The organism is Aeromicrobium sp. (assembly GCF_032084975.1).
Lineage (GTDB): Bacteria > Actinomycetota > Actinomycetes > Propionibacteriales > Nocardioidaceae > Aeromicrobium.
In genome coordinates this window covers 1-6,303 of the sequence record NZ_DAMDLR010000110.1, presented here as the reverse complement: position 1 = coordinate 6,303, position 6,303 = coordinate 1, and the positions used below count along the sequence as shown (strand labels likewise).

General features: G+C 70.5%; 7 protein-coding genes. 5 read left to right on the top strand and 2 right to left on the bottom strand.

Going from position 1 to position 6,303, the window contains the following annotated elements; translation table 11 throughout:
• Together RT323_RS15575 and RT323_RS15570 are read right to left on the bottom strand one after the other, a co-directional pair.
• The coding region (locus RT323_RS15575) for an ROK family protein (protein WP_313410074.1) at positions 1 to 840 on the bottom strand (840 nt) is incomplete at its 3' end.
• 51 nt (positions 841 to 891) lie between these two features.
• Positions 892 to 2,082 (bottom strand): ROK family protein, encoded by a 1,191-nt coding sequence (locus RT323_RS15570; RefSeq protein ID WP_313410072.1) that lies wholly within the window; start codon positions 2,080 to 2,082, stop codon positions 892 to 894.
• Between the two features lie 166 nt (positions 2,083 to 2,248).
• Between RT323_RS15570 and RT323_RS15565 the strand changes: the two genes are divergently transcribed.
• The 5 genes from RT323_RS15565 to RT323_RS15545 form a co-directional block, all read left to right on the top strand.
• Positions 2,249 to 3,283: a substrate-binding domain-containing protein gene (locus RT323_RS15565; RefSeq protein WP_313410070.1), complete on the top strand. Its 1,035-nt coding sequence runs from the start codon at positions 2,249 to 2,251 to the stop codon at positions 3,281 to 3,283.
• A 66-nt stretch (positions 3,284 to 3,349) separates the two neighbouring features.
• Positions 3,350 to 4,327, top strand: coding sequence for an ABC transporter permease (locus RT323_RS15560; protein WP_313410069.1), 978 nt, complete (start codon positions 3,350 to 3,352; stop codon positions 4,325 to 4,327).
• Positions 4,324 to 5,106 carry an ATP-binding cassette domain-containing protein gene (locus RT323_RS15555; RefSeq protein ID WP_313410067.1) on the top strand — a complete coding sequence of 261 codons (783 nt, stop codon included), beginning with the start codon at positions 4,324 to 4,326 and terminating at the stop codon, positions 5,104 to 5,106. Before RT323_RS15560 ends, RT323_RS15555 begins: the two co-directional genes overlap by 4 nt.
• The gene (locus RT323_RS15550) at positions 5,103 to 6,014 is read left to right on the top strand and encodes a sugar phosphate isomerase/epimerase family protein (protein WP_313410065.1); all 912 of its coding nucleotides are present in this window, start codon (positions 5,103 to 5,105) and stop codon (positions 6,012 to 6,014) included. The genes RT323_RS15555 and RT323_RS15550 overlap by 4 nt, the downstream gene beginning before the upstream one ends.
• Before the next feature lie 10 nt (positions 6,015 to 6,024).
• Positions 6,025 to 6,303: FGGY family carbohydrate kinase (locus RT323_RS15545; protein ID WP_313410063.1), on the top strand; the 279-nt coding region annotated here is incomplete at its 3' end.

The following is a 6,303-nucleotide window of genomic DNA, read 5'->3' as shown; positions in this document are numbered from 1 at the left end:
CGCCAGCGCGACGACGTCGGCGGACGTCCGGACCTCGTGCCCACGCTCGCGTAGGTAGGCGGCGATCGCCCAGGCTCCGGCCGAGGCCTCGGCGCAGCCACGCTGGCCGCACCGGCACAGCGGCCCGTCGGCGTGAGGGATGTGGCCGAGGTCCCCGGCGCCTCCGCGCGCCCCGTGCAGGACCTGCCCCCGCGAGATGATGCCGGCGCCGATGCCCATGCCGACCTTGATGACGAGGAGGTCGTCGGCTCCCGCGACGGACTCGGCCCGCATCGCGCGATGCACGCCGAGGGCGACCAGGTTGGCGTCCTTGTCGACGACGACCGGCGCATCGACGTGCCGGCCGATCCGCTCCGCGACGTCGACGCCGTCCCAGCCGCGCATCGTGGGCGGGCTGACGAGACGCTGCGACCGTTGGTCGACGGGTCCGGGGACGCCGATGGCCACGCCCAGGACCGGCGGGATCGCGTCGCTGACGAGCTTCTCGAACGCGGTGGTCACGCCGGCCAGCACCGTGTCGGGCCCGTCGTCGATCGTGATGTCCTCGTCGAGGGCGGTGAGCACGCGGCCGGTCAGGTCCGCGATGCCGTAACGGGCGTGGCTGCTGCCGATGTCGGCGACGAGCAGCCGGCCGCGGTCCTCGGCCAGGTCGAAGACCGCCGCCGGTCGGCCTCCGGTGGTGCGGTCGTCGGCCTCGGGGCGCACCAGCCCGGATCGCACGAGTCCCTCGAGGCGGTGCGTCGCCGTCACCCTCGAGAGGCCCGACAGCTCGACCACCTGGGCCCGCGTGAGTCGGCCGTGGCGACGGAACAACGCCAGCACGTCTCCGTGACCCGACACCGATGCTCCTCCCGCGGGACCCCCGCGATCCCTGCGCGACACCGTAGTACGTCAGACGGTGTCTTCGCGCTCGACCAGCCGTCCGATCTGCGCGGGCTCTAGGATTCCGTCACTGACGAGGTGGGCGAGGCCCACGAGGCCTTCTCGCGGGTGCAGGCTGCTCGCCACGATCGTGAGCTCGGAGGTCGCGAGCGGGAGCGAGCGGCTGTAGACCCGTTCGCGGATCGCCGGCAGCAGGTGGTCCCCGCCGGCGGCGACCAGGTGTCCTGCGAGCACCACGACCCGGGGGTTGAGCAGGTTGACCGCCGTGGCGACGGCGGTGCCGATCACCTGGCCCGCCCGGCGGGCCAGCTGCACGGCGGTCGCGTCGCCCGAGGCCAGCGCCGCGATGAGGTCGTCCTGGTTGCGGGCGGGTGCGCCGGCCTCCTGCAGGTCGCGCAGGATGGCCCAGCCGCCGGCCCGGGCCTCGAGGCAGCCGTGGTTTCCGCACTTGCACAGCGGGCCGTCGTCCTCGCCCGGCAGCGTCATCGGGATGTGGCCGAGGTCGCCCGCCGCGCCGTCCGCGCCACGGTAGAGGGCGCCGTCGCGGATCAGCCCGCTGCCGATGCCGGTGCCGATCTTCACCAGCAGCAGGTCATCGGCGTCGGGATGGGAGAAGCGCGCTTCGCCGTAGGCCATCGCGTTGGCGTCCTTCTCCAGGAAGACCGGGCACGCGAAGCGGCGCTGGAACCACGCCGGCACGTCGAAGCGGTTCCACAGCGGCATGATCGGCGGGTTGACCGACATGCCGGATCCGCGCTTGACGGGTGCGGGCAGGCTCAGGCCGATGCCGAGGATCTCGTCGGCCTGTGTCCCCGTGTCGACGAGGAACTTCTCGAAGCACTCGAGGATCGAGCCCAGCAGCACCTCGGGCCCGGCCGTGACGTCGGAGGGCAGCTCGATCTCGGACTCGACATCACCGCCGAGGTTGCACAGGCCGGCCCGGAACTTCGTCGCTCCGACGTCGGCGGCGAGGAGCTTGCCGCGAGCGCTGTTGAACGAGAAGACCTCGGCGGGACGGCCCTTCGTGACTGCCTCACGGGCGGAGCCGGCCACCAGCCGGCCGTCGAGCAGGGCGTCGATCCGCAGGTTGACCGCGCTGCGGGACAGGCCGGTCTCGGCGACGATCTCGGTCCGGGTCATCCCGCCCTTGCGACGCAACAGGGACAGCGTCTCGCTGATTCCCTCGTCGAACGTGGCCATGGCCCTCCCATTCTGGCGATCGAGACGGCATGGCGGAGTGATTTCCGGATCGTGCTTGCCGTAGTTCCTGTGTGTGTCGTACATTACACAACAGAAAGTGTTGTATTAACAACACTCAAGATCAAAAGTCCGCGTCCTCCGGCGCGCGATGGTGGAAGGAATCAACATGCGAACACCCAAGAAGATGCGGGTCTCGTTGTGTGTCGCAGCCGTCGGTGCCAGCCTGCTGCTGGCCGCGTGCGGCTCGGACGACAGCGGCGACTCCGGCGACGGCGACTCGAAGGACGCGGCCAGCACCAACATCGGCATCGTCATCAAGGGCCTCGACAACCCGTTCTTCCAGCACATGGAGGACGGCATCAACGCCGAGCAGGAGGAGTCGGGGGCCGAGGTCGAGATCCAGGCCGCGGCGTCGATCACCGACACCAACGGTCAGGCCGACAAGCTGACGAACCTGGCGAACCAGGACTTCGACTGCTACCTCGTCAACCCGATCAGCGGCACGAACCTGATCCAGGGCATCGCGCAGATCGCCGCCAAGGACATCCCGATCGTCAACATCGACAACCCGGTCGAGGCCGACGCCGCCGAGGCCGCCGACGCGGAGGTGGCCACCTACATCGGCACCGACAACGTCGCGGCCGGCGCGATGGTCGCCGACCAGCTGGCCAAGCTCGACTCCGACGGCGGCGACGTCGCCACCGTCGGCGGCATCGCGGGCGACGTGACCAGCGCCCAGCGCATCGACGGCTTCAAAGAAGGCCTCTCGGACAGCTTCGAGGTCGTCCAGGAGGTCGCCGCGAACTGGGACCGTCAGGAGGCCCAGACGCAGGCCGAGACGATCCTGCAGGCGAACCCCGACCTGGCCGCCTTCTTCGTCGCCAACGACGACATGGCCATGGGCGTCGCCCGTGCCGTCGCCGCGGCGGACAAGAAGGGCAAGACGCTGGTCGTGTCGGTCGACGGCATCGACGGCGTCGCCTCGGGCGACATCGACGCGGCCGTGGCCCAGTACCCGTTCGTCGTGGGCAAGATGGGCCTGCAGGCCTGCGAGGCCGCGGCGCTCGGCGAGGACCTGCCCGAGAAGGTCGACACGCCGATCGCGCTGATCACCCCGGACAACGCCAAGGAGGCGCAGGACGCCTTCCCCGAGCCGCCGAACGACTACGACAACCCGTTCGCGGACCTGCTCGGCCGCTGACGCGAGTGGTGCGGGTGGGGGCTCGGCCCCCGCCCGCACCACCTGTCCAGAACTCGGAGAACACCCATGACCACCACCACCGCACCCGCGACGTCCCGCGCCTCGGCCCTGACCGAGCGACTGCGCCAGCCGTCGTTCTGGGTCGAGTGGGCGTCCGTGATCGGGCTCATCGTCCTCGTGGCGATCTTCACGGCTCTCGACCCCACGTTCCTCAACACGGGCAACATCAAGGCGATGCTGCTGTCGTCGGCGATCCTGATCATCCTCGCGGTCGGCCAGTCGTTCGTCATCCTGACCTCCGGCATCGACCTGTCGATCGCCTCGACCATGACCTTCGCCGCCGTGACCTTCGGCATGGCGATGACCAGCGGCAAGGGCCTGTTCCTGTCCTGCCTGGTCGCCGTGGCCGCCGGTGCGGCCGTCGGCCTCGTCAACGGCTTCCTGATCGCCAAGGGCGGCATCACCGACTTCATCGTGACCCTGGGCGCGCTGTCGGCCGCCTCGGGCCTGGCGCTGATCCTGTCGGACGGCCGCCCCATCACCGTCATCAGCGCGCCGTTGTTCAAGCTCTCGGCCGGCGGCTTCGGGATGATCCCCTACACGTTCCTCATCGCGCTCGTGGTGGCGGTGGCGGCCCACTTCGTGCTGTTCTCGACGCCGTTCGGGACGCACGTCCTCGCGACGGGCGGCTCGGTCGACGCGGCGCAGGCGACGGGCGTGCGGACCGCGCGCATCAAGATGGCCGTCTACCTCATCGCCGGGTCCCTCGCCGGACTCGCCGCGATCCTGCTGGTCGCGCGCGTCGGCTCGGCGGAGCCGGCGGCCAACACCACCTTCCTGCTCAACTCCGTGGCGGCCGTCGTGCTCGGCGGCGTCAGCCTGTTCGGCGGCAAGGGCTCGATCAAGGGCCCGGTGTTCGGTGCCCTCCTGCTCACCGCGCTGACCAACGGCCTCACGCTGCTCGGCGTCTCCCAGTTCTACCAACCGCTCGCCGTCGGCATCGTCGTCGTCGGTGCGGCCTTCCTGACGAGGTTCGAGAAATGACGACCACCAGCACCGAACAGAAGACCCGCCCCGCCGGCGACGTCCTGCTCGACATCGAAGGGCTCTCGCTCTCCTTCGGCCCCGTCCGCGCGCTGGCCGACGTCTCGATCCAGGTGCGGGCCGGCGAGATCACCGCGCTCGTCGGCGACAACGGCGCGGGCAAGTCGACGCTCGTGCGCTGCGTCGCCGGTGTCCACACCGCCGACGACGGCACGATCCGGTTCGACGGCGACGTCGTGGCGTTCCACGCCCCCGACCAGGCGCGCAACGCCGGCATCGAGACCGTGCACCAGAACCTCGCCCTCGTCGAGGACCTCACGGTCTGGCAGAACCTCTACCTCAACCGTGAGGTCACCGGTGGCTTCGGCCCCTTCACGTACCTGAGGAAGCGGGCCATGCGCGCCGGCGCCCAGGAGATGGTTTCCAAGCTGGCCGTGAACGTCCCCGCCGTGAGCTCGACGGTGCGTCGCCTGTCCGGAGGCCAGCGCCAGGCCGTGGCCATCTGCCGGGCCGCGGGCTTCAGCTCCAAGCTCGTCATCATGGACGAGCCCACCGCCGCCCTCGGCGTCCAGGAGACCGCGCGGGTCGAGGAGCTCGTCCTGCGCCTGCGCGACGAGGGCCACGCCGTCCTGCTCATCAGCCACAACTTCGACCAGGTCATGCGGCTGTCCGACCAGGTGTGGGTCATGCGCGCGGGTCGCTGCGTGGCCGGCCGCCGGACCGCCCAGACCAGCGGCGAGGAGATCGTCGGTCTCATCACGGGCGCGATCTCGCAATGACCACCTCTGACCAGAAGGAGACCACCATGGTCGACCAGCGCAATCCGATCGGCGTCCACGCCCTGGTGTGGGTCGGCGGCACCCGCCCCGACGAGATCGCCCGAGCCGTGCAGCGGACGAAGGCGGCGGGTTACGACCTGCTCGAGCTGTCGCTGCACGAGATGGACGTCCTGGACGTCGACGACACGCGCCGCGCCCTGGACGAGGCCGGACTGCAGGTCGCGTGCTCGCGCGGACTGGCGTTCGACGCCGACGTCTCGAGCGACGACCCCGAGGTCGTCGCCCGCGGCGAGCAGATCCTGCACGAGTCCCTCGAGGTCGTCGCCGGCCTTGGCGGCTCCATCCTCACGGGCGCGCTCTACAGCGCGCTGGGCAAGTACGGCCGTCCGTTGACCGACGCGGGCCGGGCCAATGTCGTGCGGGTCCTGCGTGACCTGGCGAAGGAGGCCTCGGGCCGCGGGGTGCGTCTCGGACTCGAGATCTGCAACCGCTACGAGACCAACGTCATCAACACCGCGCGCGACGCCCTGCGACTGGCCGACGACATCGGTGAGGACAACGTCTTCATCCACCTCGACACGTACCACATGAACATCGAGGAGTCCGACTTCGTGACGCCGGTCCTCGACGTCGCGGATCGCCTCGGATACGTGCACATCGGCGAGAACCACCGGGGCTACCTGGGCTCGGGCTCGATCGACTTCCCGTCGTTCTTCCACGCGCTGGCGCGGGTCGGCTTCACGGGGCCGATCACGTTCGAGAGCTTCTCGTCGGCCGTCGTCAGCCCCACGCTGTCGAACGACCTCGCGGTCTGGCGCTCGCTGTGGTCCGATGGCGACGACCTCGCTCGCCGGGCGCACACCTTCATCGAGACGCACCTCGCGGCCTCCGCCTCGATCGACGCGTGACCCGGCGCGCATGACTCGACCGGCGGTCCTGGGCCTCGACCTGGGCACGAGCGGGATCAAGGCGGTGCTCGTCGCCGACGACGGCACCGTGCTGGCGCGAGCCGATCGCGGGTACGCCGTCGGGTCCCCCGAGCCTCGTTGGGCCGAGACCGATCCCGCCCGGTGGGAGGCCGCGGCGCGCGACGCCGTGGCCGCCGTGCTGGCGGAGGCGGACGCCCACGTCGTGGCCGTGGGCATCGACGGACAGATGCACGGCACGGTCCTGGTGGACGCATCCGGGGAACCGGTG

Excerpts from the sequence above, each read along its gene's own strand:
- RT323_RS15570 (WP_313410072.1), bottom strand. The coding sequence starts at position 2,082 with ATGGCCACGTTCGACGAGGGAATCAGCGAGACGCTGTCCCTGTTGCGT.
- RT323_RS15565 (WP_313410070.1), top strand. The coding sequence starts at position 2,249 with ATGCGAACACCCAAGAAGATGCGGGTCTCGTTGTGTGTCGCAGCCGTC.
- RT323_RS15560 (WP_313410069.1), top strand. The coding sequence starts at position 3,350 with ATGACCACCACCACCGCACCCGCGACGTCCCGCGCCTCGGCCCTGACC.
- RT323_RS15555 (WP_313410067.1), top strand. The coding sequence starts at position 4,324 with ATGACGACCACCAGCACCGAACAGAAGACCCGCCCCGCCGGCGACGTC.
- RT323_RS15550 (WP_313410065.1), top strand. The coding sequence starts at position 5,103 with ATGACCACCTCTGACCAGAAGGAGACCACCATGGTCGACCAGCGCAAT.